16 protein-coding genes and 1 other RNA gene are annotated in these 16,879 nt (G+C 62.9%); 6 read left to right on the top strand and 11 right to left on the bottom strand.

What is annotated here, in order from left to right; all coding sequences use genetic code 11:
* Nucleotides 1–179: 179 nt before the first annotated feature.
* The 6 genes from CN933_RS02380 to CN933_RS02355 form a co-directional block, all read right to left on the bottom strand.
* Nucleotides 180–722, bottom strand: a complete 543-nt coding sequence (locus tag CN933_RS02380; protein WP_080636486.1) for a dihydrofolate reductase — start codon at nt 720–722, stop codon at nt 180–182.
* 13 nt (nt 723–735) lie between these two features.
* A complete protein-coding gene (locus CN933_RS02375) occupies nt 736–1,341 on the bottom strand; it encodes a glutathione S-transferase (RefSeq protein ID WP_018095406.1) in 606 nt (201 codons plus the stop codon).
* Nucleotides 1,342–1,403: 62 nt separating this feature from the next.
* Nucleotides 1,404–2,198: a thymidylate synthase gene (locus tag CN933_RS02370; protein ID WP_018095407.1), complete on the bottom strand. Its 795-nt coding sequence runs from the start codon at nt 2,196–2,198 to the stop codon at nt 1,404–1,406.
* 160 nt (nt 2,199–2,358) lie between these two features.
* Nucleotides 2,359–2,577 carry a hypothetical protein gene (locus tag CN933_RS02365; RefSeq protein WP_018095408.1) on the bottom strand — a complete coding sequence of 73 codons (219 nt, stop codon included), beginning with the start codon at nt 2,575–2,577 and terminating at the stop codon, nt 2,359–2,361.
* 44 nt (nt 2,578–2,621) lie between these two features.
* Nucleotides 2,622–2,864 carry a hypothetical protein gene (locus CN933_RS02360; protein WP_018095409.1) on the bottom strand — a complete coding sequence of 81 codons (243 nt, stop codon included), beginning with the start codon at nt 2,862–2,864 and terminating at the stop codon, nt 2,622–2,624.
* 10 nt (nt 2,865–2,874) lie between these two features.
* The gene (locus CN933_RS02355) at nt 2,875–3,081 is read right to left on the bottom strand and encodes a hypothetical protein (RefSeq protein WP_018095410.1); all 207 of its coding nucleotides are present in this window, start codon (nt 3,079–3,081) and stop codon (nt 2,875–2,877) included.
* 301 nt (nt 3,082–3,382) lie between these two features.
* Between CN933_RS02355 and CN933_RS02350 the strand changes: the two genes are divergently transcribed.
* Nucleotides 3,383–3,829: a DUF2267 domain-containing protein gene (locus tag CN933_RS02350; RefSeq protein WP_018095411.1), complete on the top strand. Its 447-nt coding sequence runs from the start codon at nt 3,383–3,385 to the stop codon at nt 3,827–3,829.
* A 113-nt stretch (nt 3,830–3,942) separates the two neighbouring features.
* Here CN933_RS02350 and CN933_RS02345 read toward each other — a convergent pair whose 3' ends face one another.
* The gene (locus CN933_RS02345; RefSeq protein WP_018095412.1) at nt 3,943–4,251 is read right to left on the bottom strand and encodes a DUF2853 family protein; all 309 of its coding nucleotides are present in this window, start codon (nt 4,249–4,251) and stop codon (nt 3,943–3,945) included.
* A 149-nt stretch (nt 4,252–4,400) separates the two neighbouring features.
* Between CN933_RS02345 and ssrA the strand changes: the two genes are divergently transcribed.
* The 4 genes from ssrA (at nt 4,401) to CN933_RS02325 (ending at nt 6,041) form a co-directional block, all read left to right on the top strand.
* Nucleotides 4,401–4,760, top strand: a transfer-messenger RNA (tmRNA) gene (gene ssrA / locus CN933_RS02340).
* Nucleotides 4,761–4,963: 203 nt separating this feature from the next.
* Complete coding sequence (locus CN933_RS02335; protein WP_018095413.1) at nt 4,964–5,479, top strand: SspB family protein; 516 nt, start codon at nt 4,964–4,966, stop codon at nt 5,477–5,479.
* Nucleotides 5,480–5,500: 21 nt separating this feature from the next.
* Entirely contained in the window at nt 5,501–5,716 is a 216-nt protein-coding gene (locus tag CN933_RS02330; RefSeq protein ID WP_018095414.1) for a DUF4169 family protein, read from the top strand.
* Between the two features lie 82 nt (nt 5,717–5,798).
* Nucleotides 5,799–6,041, top strand: a complete 243-nt coding sequence (locus CN933_RS02325; RefSeq protein WP_018095415.1) for a ribbon-helix-helix domain-containing protein — start codon at nt 5,799–5,801, stop codon at nt 6,039–6,041.
* A gap of 41 nt (nt 6,042–6,082) precedes the next feature.
* Here the strand turns inward: CN933_RS02325 and CN933_RS02320 are convergent, their stop codons facing one another.
* Together CN933_RS02320 and CN933_RS02315 are read right to left on the bottom strand one after the other, a co-directional pair.
* Complete coding sequence (locus tag CN933_RS02320) at nt 6,083–9,853, bottom strand: AsmA family protein (protein WP_033047280.1); 3,771 nt, start codon at nt 9,851–9,853, stop codon at nt 6,083–6,085.
* A gap of 64 nt (nt 9,854–9,917) precedes the next feature.
* The gene (locus CN933_RS02315; protein ID WP_018095417.1) at nt 9,918–11,324 is read right to left on the bottom strand and encodes an FAD-binding oxidoreductase; all 1,407 of its coding nucleotides are present in this window, start codon (nt 11,322–11,324) and stop codon (nt 9,918–9,920) included.
* Between the two features lie 470 nt (nt 11,325–11,794).
* On the opposite strand from CN933_RS02315, the gene CN933_RS02310 reads away from it, so the two are divergent.
* Complete coding sequence (locus CN933_RS02310; protein ID WP_018095418.1) at nt 11,795–12,229, top strand: anthrone oxygenase family protein; 435 nt, start codon at nt 11,795–11,797, stop codon at nt 12,227–12,229.
* Nucleotides 12,230–12,283: 54 nt separating this feature from the next.
* On the opposite strand, the gene CN933_RS02305 is transcribed toward CN933_RS02310, so the two are convergent.
* Nucleotides 12,284–15,418 (bottom strand): efflux RND transporter permease subunit, encoded by a 3,135-nt coding sequence (locus CN933_RS02305; protein ID WP_102761213.1) that lies wholly within the window; start codon nt 15,416–15,418, stop codon nt 12,284–12,286.
* On the bottom strand, nt 15,415–16,611 hold the full coding sequence (locus tag CN933_RS02300; RefSeq protein ID WP_018095420.1) for an efflux RND transporter periplasmic adaptor subunit: 1,197 nt from the start codon (nt 16,609–16,611) through the stop codon (nt 15,415–15,417). Before CN933_RS02300 ends, CN933_RS02305 begins: the two co-directional genes overlap by 4 nt.
* Between the last annotated feature and the right edge of the window lie 268 nt (nt 16,612–16,879).

Genomic DNA, 16,879 nt, shown 5'->3' with positions numbered 1-16,879 from the left:
AAGAAACTCTGTCGCTGAACGCCCCGCAGGCATTGCGGCCGGTCACGATGTGAACCCGTTATAGGTATCATGTGCATTGCTTTCAACGCGATACGGCCGAGTTCACCGTAAATGCGTTAAAATTGTTCACCGCTCCCGCCGCAGCGATAGGCAAGTGCGTGGATAAGCGCCGAGACCGGTCAGGCTCCGGCACCTTCTGGCGGCGACGTGCGGCGGCGCCAGGTCACGAAGTGCATCGCATGGCTGTCTTTCGCGCCGCGCGGAAGGTCTTCCTCCAGCACCTTTTCGAAAACCGCCGGGTCGATAGAAGGAAAGCGTGTATCGCCATCCACCTCCGCTTGCACTTCGGTCACGTGCAGCACATCGGCCATGCCGATCGACTGACGATAGATCTCGCCGCCGCCAATGATGCAGATCTCGTCGGCCCCGACCGCGGCCGCCCGCTCCCCAGCGATCGTGAGCGCCACTTCCAGCGACGGCGCCACCTCCGCGCCGGGAGCTTCGAAATCGGGGTTGCGGCTGATGACGATGTTCGGCCTGCCGGGCAAGGGTCGCCCGAGCGAGGCCCAGGTCTTGCGTCCCATGACGACCGGCTTGCCGATCGTCAGCGCCTTGAAGCGCTTGAGATCGGTCGAGAGCCGCCAGGGCAGATCGCCCTCGCGGCCTATGACCCCATTCGCCGCGACAGCGACGACGAAAACGATCTTCGGTCGGGTAGCCATCTTCTGCTCCGCCTCAGTCATGAAAACCACTCGGCTTGCTGTCGATTTCACGCGCGCGAACCAGTGCCGCCCGGTCCGTGACGACGCGAATATAGCGATCTATCACGTCGCTTTCCGGCAGGATCTTGCGCATCCACTGCAATGCGCTTGCGAGCAACAGATCGGCCGCGCTCATCGATTCACCAAGGAGATAGGTGTGCCGCGTAAGCGCGTCGATCACATGCGCACACATTTCGGTGTAAAGCCTCGCAAGCCCCGGATTATTCACCGTCACTCCGGATATATGAGCGAGAGCGGTCGGCTCGATGACGCCGGCATAGTAGGCGAGCCACGACAGATAGGCGCCGCGCTCACGATGTCCCGGCGGCCGGCTCAGGCTGCAATCGGGATAGAGATCCGTCAGATATTGCACGACCGCGACCGACTCCCAGATCAATGTCCCGTCGTGAAGGAGTGCCGGCACCTGCTTGTGCGGATGCGGATTGTTCTCATCCGGGCCGCCGGATCCGTCCCAACGGCGAATATCGACATAACGGATGTCGTAGTCGGCACCAAGTTCTTCGAGCAGCCAGATGATGCGCGATGAGCGCGACAAAGGCGCGTGGATCAGCGTCAGCATGGAAACCTCCCATTGGGGCACCACCGGGAGACGCGGGAACCGGCTTTGCCCGGAGTGCTTAGCTAGACCGCGACCGGCGCCTTGATATGTGAATCGGCTTCGTAGCCGACGAGCTCAAAGTCTTCGAATCTAAACGAAAATATATCCTTCACCGCCGGATTTATTTCCATTTTCGGCAGCGCCTTCGGCGTTCTCGTCAGTTGCAGCTGCGCCTGTTCGAAGTGGTTGCGGTAGATATGTGCGTCACCAAGCGTATGAACGAAATCGCCGGCTTCGAGCCCTGTCACCTGCGCCACCATCATCGTCAGCAGAGCGTAGGAAGCGATATTGAAGGGTACGCCGAGAAAGATATCGCCCGAGCGCTGGTAGAGCTGACAGGAGAGCTTCCCGTCCGCCACGTAGAACTGGAACAGGCAGTGGCATGGCGGGAGCGCCATTTCGTCCACAAGTGCCGGATTCCAGGCCGAAACGATGTGGCGGCGGGAATTAGGATTGGTCTTCAGGCCTTCGACGAGCGCCGCGATCTGATCGATATGTCCGCCGCCGGGCGTCGGCCAGGAGCGCCATTGATAGCCGTAGACCGGTCCGAGCTCGCCGTTTTCGTCCGCCCATTCGTCCCAGATGCTCACCCCGTTTTCCTTGAGATAGGCGACGTTCGTGTCGCCCCTGAGGAACCAGAGAAGCTCGTGAATGATCGAGCGTAGATGCAGCTTCTTGGTGGTCAGCACCGGAAAACCCTGCGACAGGTCGAAGCGCATCTGATAGCCGAAAACGGAGCGCGTGCCCGTACCCGTACGGTCGCCCCGGTCGGTTCCCGTTGTGATCACATGTTCGAGGAGATCGAGATATTGTCGCATGCTTTTCCGCCGACGATTCGTTCGTAGCGTCGAAAATAGAACGAACCGCCGCGCGAACCAATGGTGGAAAGGTGTTTTCCCGCACTTCGCGTCGCCATGCACGACCATCCGTCGGTCGGGCCAACCAGCCCCAAGACCTCCGGCATACGCGCCCGGCGGTTCATTTCGACGGGCGTCGGTTTGCGGCGTGGTCCTGATACTGCTCGTTCCTTACCGCCCTCTCGTCGAGGCCCCGCGAGTCGGAATGCTGGGCCTTGTCCCTGTTCGACAGGACGTCGTTTTCGCCGAGGATGCCTTCCTTCAGTTCGGTTTTCGCACCGCTACCGTCGCCCTTGCCCTTGTCGGGCTTTCCCATGTTCTTCTTGCTGGCGTGAGCCATCGCAGTCTCCTTTCAGCTATTCTCGGAAATGCCGGCCAGTTCCATCAGTCGCCGGCGCCCTTGTGATGCCTGCTCTCCTGATTTTTCCCACGCAGAATGCTGCGATCGTCCGCCTCGCGGGCATCGCCATGCTCGGTGCTCAAATCCTGTCCCTTGCGTTGCGCCTTTCTCAAAGCGTCGGAACGTTGCAGATCCGCTTCGGCATTGAAGTCCTTGTCTGCGTTGGAGGTGTTCTCGCGGCCCTGCAGCACGCGCTTCTGCTGCTCTTGCGTCTTTCTGCCGACCATTGCCTTGCTCCTATTTGTTGCTGCGACCGCGCTGGTCCGGGTTTGCGCCGCCTTGCGCGGTCGTGTCGTTCGCGACATCTCCTTCGATAGTGTTGCCGCGTTTCAGGGCTTCGTAGTCCGACGGACCACCAATGCCCTTCGTGCGTCCGATCCCGGGATCCTGCTTCAGGTCCTTGTCGCTCGGGCGGCGTGTCTTCGGATGTTTGGACGATGTCATCGGCCTTCCTCCTGCTCTGCGACTTGTTCCGGGGCGCCCCTGGTTCACTTCCTCGTTTAACCGCACTGAACCGTGAATGTTCCGCAATCGCGGCCCCCTTCGGCAGCACGAGGCGGAGCAGTATTTATCGGCAGCGGCGAAACAATCGCCGCGGATGGCTGTTAGGCCAATCTACAGCGCCGCGTTCCTCGCGGGACGCGAAATTCTGCATGTTCACGCCTGAACGGGCTCTGACCGCCTGAACCGGTCCCACCAAAGAGCCGTGCAGTTGCGCTTCACCCATCAAGCAAGGGAGGTGACGATGAGCGCCACAGGTCTCGACGTCTTCGAGAAGACACTGCAAACGACCCATATCTGGCTCGGCGAGATCATGGAACAACACGGTCCGGACCGGAAAGTCGCCTGGCACATCCTGTCAGTTGTGCTGCGGGTCCTGCGGGACCGGCTTCCTCCGGAAATCGCGGCCCATCTCGGCGCGGAACTTCCGCTGATCGTACGAGGCGCCTACTACGATCAATACCGGCCGAACCACCCGCCGGACAAGGGCACTCGTTCGCTCGACGAATTTCTCGCCCGGATCGCGCAGGGTATGAAGGATACGCGGCCGGTCGATCCGGCCGACGCGGCGCGTAGCGTATTTCGGGTCCTGGCACGGCATGTCGACCTTGGCCAGACTGCAAAGGTACGCGACGCCTTGCCCAAAGAAATCCAGTCGCTATGGCCCGACAGCGTCGGCGCCCGCGAATAGCGCAAACGGGGGCGAATAAAAGAGATCGGCGCCGGGTTACGGCGCCGCCGGGGCAGCTCTGGCGCCCGGCCGGCTCGTCGCCGACCGGAAAGTGCTTTGCCGGCCAGCCTGGATCAGAGCGTCTGGAGCTTGCCCAGATTCTTGGCGACCAGATAGTAGAAGGTCACACGCGACTTGCTGCGATCATCCGCCATCGCTTTGGCCGCCGAGGCAATAGCGGCATCTGCATCTGACCCGCCGACGCCGAGTTTCTTCTCGCACCATTTTTCCTTGACGCGTTCCAGTTCCTTTGGATCCGAGGCCGAAACGAGGGCGGAATCCTTGTTGCGAAGGGCGATACCGAGATGGCGCACGATCTTGTTGACAACTGCTTCGTCGGCGCTGCTGTCATACTTCTGCACGTCTGCAAGATAATCAGTCATGAAGCCTCCACTTTGCACTTGCTCTCAAAAGCTGCCGCCCTTCTCGCGAACCGCGTGCAGCAGCCGGAGTTTTTCACGCCGCTCGTGTAAGTCAAGCATTTCGTGCGGGGTTGGCGAGACCGACATAAATCCGTCATTTCCCTCGAGAAGCCCTTTTCTTGGGACGCGGAAAGACCTATATGACGAGTGCTGTCTTCGGGCGGCTATGGCAATAAACGGGCGATGCAATAAACCCATTGGACCCGGGGGCGGTACCCGGCGCCTCCACCAAAAACCGGCCTCGTGCAGACCGGCTTTTGATGGGGGCGAAATAGGATCGACAAGGGCGTAAAGATCGACTTTTTGCTCGGCATTGTACCACCGTTATCGGGCTAAACTTATAGTTGCAAACGACAACTATGCTGAAGCACGTCTCGCTGCCTAACGGCGGTGCGACACTTCAAATCAAGTCCTTCCGGGTAGCACCGTAAGGCGGGGTCCGAAGGCACCTGGCAACAGAAGCCTTCACCTTCTCCCCTGTCGTGAAATGGTCTATAGATGCCTCAATAATTGACTCGTCATAAACAGACGGGCAATGAAGGAGCAGGCCACGGCGCCGACATAGTCAAGGCGCAGGTTTGGCTGTAGCACCTTGAATCGCTGCATGATTTCCTGAATGGAGTTCCGGTTGCAGGAATCATGCATCAAGTGACTTGAAGAGAACGGGGACCAAATGGGCCAGGACCATATTCGCTACGACATTCTGGCGCAGGACGCGCTTCGCGGCGTCATTCGCAAGGTGTTGGCCGAAGTTTCCGCTACGGGCCACCTGCCCGGCGATCACCACTTCTTCATTACGTTCCTGACCGGTGCGCCCGGTGTCCGGATCTCGCAACATCTCAAGGCCAAATATCCGGAACAGATGACGATCGTCGTCCAGCACCAGTTCTGGGATCTGAAGGTTACCGAGACCGGCTTCGAAATCGGCCTTTCGTTCTCGGACACACCGGAAAAGCTTGTGATCCCGTACAATGCAATTCGCGGCTTCTACGATCCCTCGGTCAACTTCGAACTGGAGTTCGATGTGGCGGCCGGCGAGGAAGAAGAAGCCGATTCGGCGGAAATAACCGCTTATCCGCTCGACGAAGCTGCCGAGGCCGCAACTGACGAAAGCACGGAAAAGCCCGACGGCCCGAAGGGCGGTGGCGCTTCCGTCGTCTCGCTCGATTCCTTCCGCAAGAAAAACTGACGACGCGAGGAGGCGCGGACCATGGCCGGCGACGTGATCAATCTGCGTCAGTTCCGCAAACGCCAGGCTCGGACTGAAAAGGAAAAGCAGGCCGAGCAAAATCGCCTTACCTTCGGCCGCAGCAAGACCGAGAAGGCCCTGACCAAGGCCTTGAACGAAAAGGCCGCAAAGACGCTTGATCACGGCAGGCTCGAGCAAGCGGGCGGCGAGGCTTCACTCGACCGGAAGAAGCCGTGACGACCGCAGCCGCAAAAGCGATTGCCACTCAAGGACTTGCGGCAGCTTTCCGAATCGAATCGGCAGCCGCTTGAATCCGTTTATGAGCATGGGGAAGGTCGTCAAGCATTCGGCCACCTTGCACGGCCACCGCACCAGCTTCACTCTCGAAGAACCCTTTTGGCTGGAATTGAAATCCATCGCCAAGGACCGCGACATGCCGCTCGCGCGGCTCATCGCCGAGATCGACGACGGCCGTGGCCAGGATGGAAATCTGTCGTCGGCCTTACGGGTCTTTGTGCTCGCCTGGGTCAAGGCACGCGAAGGGACGGTGCGCGAGGCATAGAGCCACCTCCGGGAACGATGCCGTTGCTGGCCGGTCGCCTGCTACTGCACGGTAATGTCGGGAAGCAAATCGAAATTCAGGCCCTGACCAGCCGGTGGTCCGGCATTTTGCCCGCCCGGGTTACCGGAAGGCGATGGCAACTGGCCGCCGCGCCGGGCATCCTGCGACGGAGCGACAGGCGTCTGCTGGCGACCGATGCTGCGCGGCGGCAGTTGCCGCATTCTCAGCCGCTCCTCATCCTCCGCACGGCGTTCAGCGGCCGCCCGTGCTTCCGCCTCCGCCCGCATCCGCGCCGCTTCCGCCGCCGCTGCCTGACGGCGGCGCTCCTCGGCGATCGTCCGCAAGCGCTGCTGCTCACGCTCCGCCGCGCGCGCCCGGTAAAGCGCGACCTCGCGGCGCAAGCGTTGCTTTTCGAGCACATTCGCCTGTAGTGTCTCGACACGCCTGCGCTCGCGCTCGAAGGCTCTGAGCGACAGGAAGTTCGACAGCTCAGTGACATCGACCGTCACGCCGGGCGATGCAAGCAGCCCGGCATAGGAGAACCGGACGCGAGGCTCGGCTCCCGCAAGCGCCTCCTCGCCGGGACGGAAGGTCAGATCGATCGCCCCGCTCATTCGCCCTGCAGGCAAGTCGAAAGCGGCCTCCCCGCTGAAAGCGGCGTTGCCATCACCGGCGGTGACGTTCTGCGCCCTGACGGTTCCGCCTGCAATGCCGAAGGGCACCTTCACAGCGCCGACGACCGACTGGCCGGTAAAGAGCAGGTTCTCTGCAGCCTTGCGGATCGCATCGGGCGAGATATCGGTCTTCATTGCGTCCGCCGCCGCCATCAGTTGCGGCAGCGCCGCCGTATTGATGCCGTTGAGAGTAAGCCCGTTCAAGGTCGCCGTTCCGGATCCGCTGAGCGATTGCACCATTGCCTGCGGCGTTGCGCCGGCAGCCTCCATCGCCACGGCAAGATCGAAGCGGCCGGTCGCCACCGGGCCCGTCGGCCGCACCCAACCCGTTTCGGCAATGTCGGCACCTGTGAGATCGAACTTCGAGCGCAGGTAGCCGGAGCCGTTGGCATTGCCGATTTGCAGCCGCCCCGCGAGCTTGCCCCCCAGCCAGTCTCCCGTCGCATCGCTGAGTGCGAGTTCATCGCCCTTCCATTGCAGCTGCCCGGCAAAGCCGGTCACCGGACCGTAGACGCCTGGCCAGAAGCGCTTCGCACTTACGTTGAGCGCCACATCGAGCCCGGTCCATGCCGGTTTTACGACCGGTGCCAGCGCCAGTCCCCCGGTGCTTGCGTCGTGAACCTGCCCCAGAATTCCTTCGCCGAGCCAGGCGAGATCGAGGGCATCGACCGAAAGCTCCCCTTGCGCCTTGCCGAGAACCTTGCGGTCGATCGAAAGCGCGCCGGCAAAGCCGTTCTGGTCGGCTTTGCCCTCGATTGCGGTCACTGCGATTTTTTCGGCATCGGTCGCAAACTCGGCCGAGACCGTTACCGGCAAACCGCTGCCCATCTGCGGCAGCCCGATGCCCTGCAACAGCAGATAGGGCTCCAGGTCCTCGGATTTCAGGGTGAGCTTCCCCTGCCCTTCGAGGTAGTGCGCGCGCGCAAGATCGAAGACACCGTTCGCCGCAAGCGACGTCCGCTCCGTGGTGAAGGTCAGCGAACCATTTGCCTTCGAGCCCTCCGTGCTCTGCAGCTTTATGGCAAGAATGCCGTTTGCGTCCGCTTCGAAGGGCAGCGGGTCCAATCCGGCCTGCCCCAGGAGAACGGATGTCTGCGGATTCTCGAGCGTCGCCTCCAGCAGCATGCCCTGGCCGGCGAGCGCCTGGGCGACATCGGGCGCCTGATAGCTGGCGGCTATCTTGCCTCCGTTGGCGGTCCCGATCACGCCGAAGGTGAAGGGTGCGTTCCCCTCCTTGTTGCCGGCCGTCAGCGTTACGTCGAAAGCAGCGTCCGAGTAATAGGGTCCGGCCTTGATCAGCCGTGCCAGCGCCGGATGGGCCGCGCTATGCCGTCCGATCATTTCGAGGAAGGGCGTAAGCTCCTCCGCGGCGAGTTTCATCTTCGCCGACACGACCGGTTTTTCGAGCCCGCCGCTGATGCGGCCGGAAAACGCAAGCTGTGCGCCGGAAAGAGCGCCGATCGCCACGCGCTCCGCCTGCAGCTGGCCGTTCTTGAAGGTGAGTACCGCCTGTACGTCCTGCGCTTCCTCACCGAAGGCGGAGAATGTCTCGGCGGAAAGATCGGCGGCGATGGCGTGCTGCAGCAAGGTCCCGGTGGAGGCGTCGCCCGCGACAAGACCGGCGAGGGCCTGAAGCGCCTCCATATCTATGCGGTTGCCTTTCAACTGCAGCGACAGCGCGGGCGGCTGCTCGGCGAAGGACTGGCGCTCGATCCTGCCGCGCAACGTGGCCGGACCTGCCGCCACTTCAAGGTTTTCAAACTGCTGCAGAGTGTCCGTCAGATTGACCGCCGCCGAAAACCCGGCCGTTTTCAGCGTGCGTATCGCCGGATCGACCGATCCCGCCAGCCAGTTCGCGAATCCCGACGGCTGGTTCGAAGCGATGACGAGGTCCCCGCGAAAGGAGCGCTGTTCCTTGAGGCTCAGCCGGCCCTTGGCTTCCAGTTGCGTGCGGCCGGGCAGGAGTGCAACCGCATTGTCGACGATCCAGCCGGCGCCGTCGGGCCGGACGTCAAGGCGAACGTCGCGCACCGTCGTGTCGCCGATCACGATCGCCGGAAGTTTCAGACTGGCGCGTCCCGGCACCTGCGGGATCGGGATATCGGCGGCGATCGCCAGCATTGCGTCGATCCGCTGGCGTAGCGAGACGGCCGGATCGCGCCCCGTCTTGCCGCTGCTGCCGGAATTGCCGATGCGGCTGACATCGATCTGCTGGCCGTCGGCGATCAGCAGGAACCGCTGGTCCTTGCCGGTGTCGAGCGTCGCCTCGCCGGTGACGATATAGGGATCGTCGGGCGGCCCTATTTCGAAATGGTATTCCGGTACGCGGATGCTTTCATTGGTAAGCTGGAACTCGCCGTTGATACGAAGGGCGCCGTCCGCCTTGACCTCGCTGGCGGGCCGGTTCTCCGTGAGCGTGAAGCGCCCGGCATAAACCGGTCTGAAATCGACGATCTTCAGATCGCCGTCGAGCTCCACGCCGAAGGGCCGTTCGTCCGGCACCAGCCGCGCCCGCAGGCTCAAGGCGCCCGTTTCGTCGACGGTGTTGCTCGTCAATGAGAAGCTTCCCGCCTCACCGTCGAGCGTCGCACGGCCCTCGACCCTCCAGGGCCCGGCGAGCGCGCGGGCCGAGAGGTCGGCGGAGAGCTCACTGACCCGGCGCGTGCGCCCCGTCTGCTCATCCACGAACTCGATCTCGCCGTCGGCGATCTCCACCCTCTCCAGGATGACCGTATTGGCGGGAATCGCGGCGCGCGACCCGCGTGCCCAATCCAGCGTGCCATCGGGCTGGAGCCGGAGCCGCGCCTTCGGCCGGTCGAGCCGCATGTCGAAAATCAGCGCCTCGCCGCTCAGGAAGGGCGCAAGCTCCGCGCTCATCGAAAACTGCGCGACCTGAATCAGCGGTGCGCCGCCGTCGCTCGCTCCGACGCGCACGTCGTTGAGCGTGACCGTAGGAAAGGGAATGAGACGCGCATCGACGCTGCCATGGACCACCACGGGCTTGCCCATGATGCGGCTTGCCTCCCGCTCGAAATCGGCACGGAAGCTGGTCCAGTCGATAAACAGGGGTGCGATCAGCGCGGCAAAGAGCGCGACGACCAACAGTCCTCCGAGGGTAACCAGAATTCGCGCCAGCACCGTGTCACATTCCCGTCAGTTCGTCCGTCCCTTGCATTGCGGCTTTGAACCGGTTTTGCAAGTCTCAGGCAAAGATCTTGCCCGGATTGAAGATGTTGTCGGGATCGAGAGAGCGTTTGATCTGCCGCATCAGATCCAACGCATCGCCGAGTTCGGCCGCAAGAAACGGCATCTTGCCCTGCCCGATCCCATGTTCGCCCGTACAGGTGCCGTCCATGGAGAGCGCCCGCCCATTCAGCCGCTCGACGAAAGCCTCCGCCTGCGCCACGTCAGCCGCATCCGTGTCGTCGAAGAGCAGCCCCACATGAAAATTTCCATCGCCGGCGTGCCCGACGATCGGCGCGACCAAACCATGCGCAGCAATGTCTTCATGCGTCGCCGCGACGCAGTCGGCAAGACGCGAGATCGGCACGCAGACATCGGTGGAGAGAATGGCGCGCCCGGGCATGAGGCTCTTCTGCGCCCAGTAGGCGTTGTGCCGTGCCTTCCAGAGCCGTGCCCGCTCTTCCGGATTGGTCGTCCAGATGAAACCCGTAGAACCGAATTCCGACGCTATTTCGGCGAATTGACGGGACTGCAGCTCGACGCTCTCCCCGTTGCCGTGGAATTCGACGAAAAGGGTGGGCGTTTCCTGGTAGGTCAGGCCCGAATAGGCATTGCACGCCCTCATCTGCAACGCGTCCAGGAGTTCTATGCGCGCCACCGGGATGCCGGACTGGATCGTCAGGATCACGGCATTGCAGGCGTCGGCAATCGTCGGAAAAGGGCAGACGCCGCCGGAAATCACCTCCGGTATGCCCTGCAGGCGAAGCGTGATCGAGGTGAGGATGCCGAGGGTGCCTTCCGCGCCGACGAAGAGGCGCGTCAGGTCATAGCCGGTCGACGACTTGCGCGCCCGATGCGCCGTCGTGATTTCGCGCCCGCCGGCGACGACGGCCGTGACGGCGAGCACGTTTTCCTTCATGGTACCGTAGCGCACCGCATTGGTGCCCGATGCACGCGTCGACGCCATGCCGCCGATCGAGGCGTTTGCGCCCGGATCGATCGGGAAGAAGAGACCGGTATCGCGCAGGTAGCTGTTGAGTTCCTCCCGCGTCACGCCCGGCTCCACTGTGCAGTCCAGGTCGTCGGCATTAACCGCAAGCACCCGGTTCATCCGCATCATGTCGACCGAGATGCCGCCATGGGGCGCGTTGACGTGACCTTCGAGCGAGGAGCCCGTTCCGAAGGGAATGAGCGGCACGCGGTATTCACACGCGATCTCCACGACCTCGCGCACCTCGGCTGCACTTTCGGGGAAAACCACGGCATCGGGCATCTGCGCGGGAATGTAGGTCGTCGTGTGGGCGTGCTGGGCCCGGATCGCTTCACCGGTCTGGAATCGATCTCCGAAGCGTGTGGCGAGGTGTGTTTTGGCCGCAGCGATACCGTTCTCGTTTCTCGCCCCTGCCCGGATTGCGTTCACCGCCACGAAAATTCTCCTTCTCATCTCCCGTTGCGCCTTCGCAGCCCCGGAAGAGCGCTCTTTCGTCTTGAGCGCCCGCACAATCTATCCCCAATTCGCACTCGAATTAAGGGCACCCGGTCCGGCGCGACAAGGAAAATACGCGAGGGCTCACTCTCCCGTCTCCACTCTCGCAAATCCGTCGCGGGCGCTTTGGACGGCTTCGAAGATCGACACCGTCCTTGTCCGCACGCGCCCCAGCCACCCGGCCGACCGGAAGCGCTTACATTTCAATGGGCTACTGTGCAAATCGGAATCACTTTGTCCAGAAGTTCACCCGTTTGGAGCGGCATCGCGTCAAAAAATTACCGCCGGTGATACCGGCTTGTCACAAGTCCGGCCGACTGCAGGGCACCGCAGCGAATGCGTCTTTTGTTTGCAGGCCTATAGGATATCAGGCCTATAGGATATTATGTCCGGAAAGGGAGAACGTTCGCATGTTCGGGCTGCTTGCTTTGATCACCGCGTCGATTTTCTTCGGCGCCGCCATTTACATCAATGTGGCTGAACAGCCTGCCAGACTGGCGCTGGACGGAAGTGCAGCGTTGCGGGAATGGGTACCCGCCTATCGGCGCGGCTTCGAGATGCAGGCTCCTCTCGCGATCGTTTCCTGCCTCCTCGGCGCTGTGGCATGGTGGCAGTCAGGCGATGCGCTCTGGGGCTTGGGAGCGGCCGTCATCATACTCAACTGGCCCTATACGCTTTTCGTCATCATGCCCGTCAACCAGCGCCTGAAGACGACCCGTCCGGATCAGGCGAATGCGGAAACCCGTGAACTGATCGAGCGCTGGGGCAGGCTCCATGCCGGCCGCAGCGCCCTCGGTGCGCTCGCTACCCTCATCTATCTCGCTGCCGCAGCAGGCGGCTTCTGACGATCCGCGGCAATTGCGCCGCGCCACCTGCCGCTGCCTCAGATTTCGACCATGTCAGATCTTGAGCACCTCGGCCGCCTTCATCTCCTCCAGCAGCTTCCGCTCCTCGTCGGCATGCGGCTTGGTAAAGCGGGCAATGACCAGATAGGCGACGGGCGTCAGATAGAGCGTCACGACCACCGCCAGGCCCAACCCACCCACGAGCACCCAGCCAAGGGCGATGCGCGCTTCGGCGCCGGCACCGCTTGCCAGAACCAGCGGTACCGCGCCCACGACGGTCGCGATCATTGTCATCATCACCGGCCTAAGACGGATATTGGCGGCATTCTCGATGGCGCTGCGGACGTCCTGCCCACGGTCGCGGAGCTGGTTGGCGAACTCGACGATCAGGATGCCGTTCTTGGCCATGATGCCGACCAGCATGACGAGCCCGATCTGACTGTAGATGTTGAGCGTGTTGCCGGTCACGATCATTGCGAAGACGGCGCAGGCGAGACCGAGCGGCACGGTCGACATGATGATGAGGCCGCTCACGAAGCTTTCGAATTGCGCCGCAAGCACCAGAAAGATGATGACGAGCGCGAAGCCGAAGGTAACGAACAGGCCGTTGGCGTTCTCGTCCAGCGTCGCGGCCTCGGCAAGCGGCATGATCCGCGATCCGGGCGGCAGAAGGGGTTCGGCCATCTCCTCGACCATCGACAGCGCCTCGCCGAGTGCGAGATCGGACTTCAGGCCGGCCGACAGCGAAACGGCGCGCAGTTGCGATTCGCGGGAAAGCTGCGGCGCCACTGCCTTCTCCTCGACCGTGGCGATGGACGACATCGGCACGATGCGGCCGTCGCCGGCCTTGACGAAGATGTTCTGCAGATCCGTCGGGTCGTTGAGCGGCTCGGTGGAAGAGAGCAGTTTGACCGGATAGGACTCTCCTTCCACGAAGATATCGACGACGCTGCTGCCGTCGAGCATCGCCTGCAGCGCCCAGGAGAGGCCACCTATGTCCACGCCGAGGTCGGAGGCGCGCTCCCGGTCGATCGTCACCGACAATTGCGCCTGGTTGGCCTCGTAGTTGAGCCTCACATTCTCGAAGCGGCCGGTATCCTCCATTGCCCTGACGAGCTTCGCCGCCGCGTCGCCCAGCTTCGTGTAATCGTTGCCGACAAGCGCGACCTGCAGGCCGCTGCCGGCACCGCGGATACCGAGGCTGTTCGCCTGGATGGTGAAGGCGCGAACCGACGGGATCTTCGAGGTCGCCCTGTTGATGTCGGCGACGATCTGGCCCTGCGTACGCTCGCGCGCTTCCCACGGGGCAAGCGTCAGGACCATGAAGCCGCTATTGGCCGAGCCGCCCTGACCGGAAATAGAGAACACATTGCTGATCTCGCCGGATTTGAGCAGCGGCTGCAGGCCCTCTTCGATGCGGCGCAGCTGTGCCTGCGTGTATTCCAGCGAGACGCCCTGCGGCGCGTTGATCCGCAGCATGACCTGCGAACGGTCCTCGTTCGGCGTCAGCTCCGACTTGAGCGTCAGAAAGCCCAAAGCGCCGGCGGCGGTAAAGAAGGCGGCTACCGCGAAGACGATGAGCGGCGCGTTGAGGCAGGCGCGAAGCGTCACGCGGTAGAAGGCGGAAGCGCGCCGGCCGAAGCGCTGCATCACCCCCTCATGCTCATGCGGCTCTTTCGTCAGCATGCGCGAGGCGAGCATCGGACAGAGCGTCAGCGAGACGAAGGACGACAGAAGGATCGCAAAGGCGAGCACGAAGCCGAATTCACGGAAGAGCCCGCCCGTCTGCCCCGGCAGGAAGGAGAGCGGAACGAACACGGCCGCCAGCGTAGCCGTGGTTGCGAGCACGGCGAAGAAGACCTCGAGCGTACCGTGGACGGCGGCGGCGCGCGGACCGAGGCCCTCGGCCCGGCGCCGCACGATATTTTCGAGCACCACGATCGCATCATCGACGACGAGCCCGGTCGCAAGCACGATCGCCAGAAGCGTCAGGATGTTGATCGAAAAGCCCGCAAGATAGATCGCGGCCACCGTTCCGATCAGCGCGATCGGCATGGTTATGGTCGGGATGAGCGTCGCGCGCCAGTCGAGCAGGAACAGGTAGATGACGAGGGTGACGATGAAAACGGCGACGAAGAGTGCGATCTCCACCTCATGGATGGCGCCGTTGATGAACACCGCGTCGTCGCTGGTGATCTTGAGCCCGGTTCCGGGCGGCAGGATATCCGAGGAGATTGCGTCCACGACGCTGCGCACGCCCTCGGAAATATCGACCGTGTTCGACTGGGCCTGGCGGATGATGCCGAGGCCGATACCCTCGCGGCCGTTGGAGCGCAGCGCCGAAGTGCCCGTATCCGGGCCGAGGGTCACGGTCGCGACGTCGCGAAGCCGGACATTGTTGCCGAGCATCAGGTTTTCGAACTGCTCGGGCGTCTGGAGGTCGGCCGTCGCCCGAACGGAAATGTCCTGACTTGCGCTCGTCAACGAGCCCGCCGGCACATCGTAGGAGGCGTCGGAAAGCGCCTCGCGAAGATTGGCCACGGTGACTCCGCGTCCGGCGAGCTTCGCCTGATTCAGGTCGATACGGAAAATCTTCTCCTGGTCGCCGTAGACTGTGACGTCGGCAACGCCTTCGACCGCGGCCAGCCGGTCGCTGATCTCGTTCTCGACGAGCAGCGTCATGTCGTCCATGCTCATCGTGTCGGAGGTCAATGCAAGGCGCATGATCGGCTGGCTGTCGGAATCCGCCTTCACGATGCGCGGCTCGTCGGCATCATCAGGCAATTGGCCGGTGATCCGGCCGAGCGCATCGCGAACGTCGTTGGCCGCCTGGCCGATATCGGTCGTGTCGGAGAATTCGAGCGTCACCCGGCTGCGCCCGAATGACGAGGAAGACGAAATGCCCTTGATGCCCTGCACCCGCGAGACGGCGCCTTCGATGGCCGAGGTCACTTCACGGTCGATCGTTTCCGGCGAGGCGCCGTCGAACTCGGTCGTGACAGAGACCACCGGCTGGTCGACCTGCGGCAGTTCGCGGATCTCGACACCGTTCCAGGCGGCAAGACCGGCCACGACGATCAGCGTGTTGACGACCAGGGCGAAGATCGGCCGGCGGATGAAAAGCGCGGTGAAACCCGTCCTTCCGCCCTGCCCTCCGCCTGGTTGATGGCCTCCCATGCCGATATTCATTTCGCGTCTCCCGCGACCTTCTGCTCGGCCTCGGCCGCAGGCTCGCCGGCGATCCGCACCACGCCGCCGTCGCGAAGCCGCTGCACGCCCTCGGTCACGACGCGGTCGCCCTCGGCGAGGTCCGCATCGACAAGCACCCTGTCGGGATTGCGCTGGATGATCTTGATCGGCACGCGCTCGCTTTTGTCGCCTTTGACCCGCCAGATAAAGGAGCCTTCGGAACTCCACTGGATCGCCAGCGGGTCGACGGTGGGATATCGGTCGCCGTCGAATGCCACGGTGACCGAAAAGGACATGCCGGCGCGCAGCATGTCATCCGGATTCTCGAGTCGCGCCCGGACCCGGAGCGTCCGGCTCTCCGGGTCGAGGCGGTTGTCTATCGCGTGAACGACGCCCTGGAGTGCACGCCCTGGCTGCGCGATCGCGCTCGCGGTCACCGGCTGATCGACAGAGATCTTGCCTGCGAAGCGCTCGGGCACCCAGAAGTCGACGAGGATCTGCGACCGGTCGTCCACGACGGCGATCGGCGTCGAGGTCGTGACGTAATCTCCTATATTGACGGTGATGATCCCGACCACCCCCTTGGAGGGCGCCACGATGTCGCGACGCTTCAGGTCGAGCTCGGCGGTTTTCAGTGCCAGTTCGGCTGCCTGCAGCGCGATCTCGGAGTCACGCACCTCGACGGCCGTCACTGCGCGCGCGGTGCTGAGATTGCGGTAGCGCTCGACCTTCTCCCGGGCACTGTCGCGGGTCAGCCGCGCCTGCTCGGCAGCGATCATCTGGTCGTCGCTGTCGAGGCGCGCGATAACCTGGCCTTCCGTGATCCTGTCGCCCGACTTCACCAGTATTTCCGTGAGATTTCCCGTTGCGGTCGGCGTCACCGTAACCGAGCGGATCGCTTCGCCGTTGCCGATCGCGTTCAGCCTGTCGTTGACGACGGCGCGCTCGGCAGGCTTAACGACGACCAGGGGGGCTTCCGCGAAGCCGCTGCGTCGACCCTGCCCGCGCTCGCCATTGCCCGAACCGCCCCTTGCCCCTTCGCCGTCCTTTGGTCCCGACAACGCATCGATCAACGGTTGCGAAACCCCGATCGCCGCCAAGGTCTCACCCGCGCCGGGCGCAAAGCGCACCCACGCGGCGCCCCCGATGGCGAGGACGACGACGCTGATCGCGAGCTGATTCCAAAAGCGCATTCATGTCTCCAAAAGAAAAGCTCTCCAAAAGAAAAAGCCCTCCAAAAGAAAAGGGCGCTCCAACGAGGCGCGCACCCGATGGAACGTTCCGATTTGCGCTGATTATCGTTGTTTGCAGACGTCCGGGCAATCTCGGAATGGCATCATTACGCAATTGTAACAAAAGCGATTTTGGTGGCGGCATGATGGCCCCTGCGCCCGTCCTGAACCGCACACGCTGGCGGCGGGTCGGCGGCATGTTTACAGCTTGCGTGGCTCGGCTATTCTG

Source organism: Sinorhizobium sp. M4_45 (assembly GCF_002885915.1).
Lineage (GTDB): Bacteria > Pseudomonadota > Alphaproteobacteria > Rhizobiales > Rhizobiaceae > Sinorhizobium > Sinorhizobium meliloti_A.
Note: the sequence above shows the minus strand (reverse complement) of the source record. Positions and strands in the feature narration are given on the sequence as shown.